Annotated in this window: 1 protein-coding gene; it reads right to left on the reverse strand. The window is 37.4% G+C overall.

Features of this window, described 5'->3' with window-relative positions; all coding sequences use genetic code 11:
* Positions 1-1,708 (reverse strand): polyamine aminopropyltransferase (locus DWA30_RS02990; protein ID WP_114491043.1); only part of this gene is annotated, 1,708 nt, incomplete at its 3' end.
* Positions 1,709-1,715 lie beyond the last annotated feature (7 nt).

Here is a 1,715-nt window from a genome sequence, read left to right on the forward strand (position 1 = left end):
TTGCAAATGCGTTGGAATGCTTCCAAGCATACTGATGATGATTATACATCACACCCGATCCCAATGTATTAACTTCAAGTTTGTCATACCCTTCATAGAAATTAGAACCAAAATGAAAAGATCCCAATAGAACATCCCGATTCAACCATTCGTAATCAATAGATAGAGTATCCTTATCTCTTAAACGCGCACTTACCGGATAACTGTTTTTCGTCGCAATTGTCCAGCCCCATTCACCAAAGCTTGGGACATTATGATGGTATTGCTCAACCGATGAAAAACCAGATGCTTCCATTGTTTTCTTTACCGTTTGAAACGCTTTCTTTGCATGATAGGGTGAAGTTGATTGTATGGAAATAGCACCGCCATCTTCGAGCAAATAATTCAGACGCTTGTAAAAAACGGTCGAATACATTTTATTCAAATCAGGATGTGATGGGTCAGGCAAATCAACAATAATCGCATCAAATTTTTCACGTTCACGCATTAGATTTTGAACGTTTAGGAAAGCATCGCCCAAAATAAGATTCACCCTTTCATCAGAAAATGAATACTCGTTCAGTTTTAGTAAATCTTCATTAATCTGTTTCCCATTGTAATAATAGGGATCTTTAAAAAATTGAATAATTTCATCATCCAGATCCAACAAAGTAACTTTTTGTGGATTGTATTTCAAAACATCACGCAATGCCAGACCATCGCCCCCTCCAATAATCAGAACGTTATCATTGGCATAAGATGCTTCCATAACTGGCGCAACCAGAAGATTATGATAAATCATTTCATCACCTTGACTGAACTGAGTTCGACCATTAATGAAAAAACTATAAATAGACTCATTGGTGTATGGATGCTTACCTTCTGTAATTGCAATTCTCTGATAAGTCGTGTTTTTACTGAACACCAGTTCATCAACATAAAGACTGTCTTCCAGATAGTGCTGCCACTTATCAATATTGACACATCCGAACCAAATAATACCCATGGTCACAATTTGAATGGCAATAAGTGTCAAGGGTTTCTTAATATGCTTCCAAAAGAAGAAAATAAACACAAAACCGGCCAACACATTCGTTCCAGAAATAATAGCAATGCTTTTGGAAATATCCATATGAATCAAGAAGAATATCCAAGCAGCCGCGCCAAGACCAGCACCAATATAATCGGCACCGTAAATCATACCCGCATTGTGCTGAAGATGTTTCGCATGAATGATTTCACGGATACGAGCCATCAATGGAATTTCCATACCAATCATAACACCTAGAACAGCCGCAATAATAAACGATGTTGAAGAAAGAACAGATTCAATGATATTAAAAACACCGCCTTTAATACTCATATCGTATGAAACATTGTAGGTGTTTGCAATAATAGCAGGAAGGTCATAAGCCAGACTGTGACCACCGGAAATCAAAAAGATTCCAATAATAGCTGTCATTGCAATCAGGGACTCTAATACCGAAAACGAAATAAAGGGATCTTTTAATTTACTTGCCAGAAAGGCACCAACGCCCATAGAAACAATCATGATGCTTATAATTGAAAAGATGACAATCTCAACACTGCCAATAACACGAGCCGCATAATGCGACAATACGTATTCATAAACCAAACCACAAGCGGCGATTAACCCCATTATGACAACAATGACGGTATCGACCACTTTTAAATTATCTGTTTTAAAACCAAGTGCTTTTGCTTCCATAATTTCC

The sequence above is a fragment of the Candidatus Ulvibacter alkanivorans genome (assembly GCF_003333325.1).
GTDB classification, from domain to species: Bacteria; Bacteroidota; Bacteroidia; order Flavobacteriales; family Flavobacteriaceae; genus Ulvibacter_A; species Ulvibacter_A alkanivorans.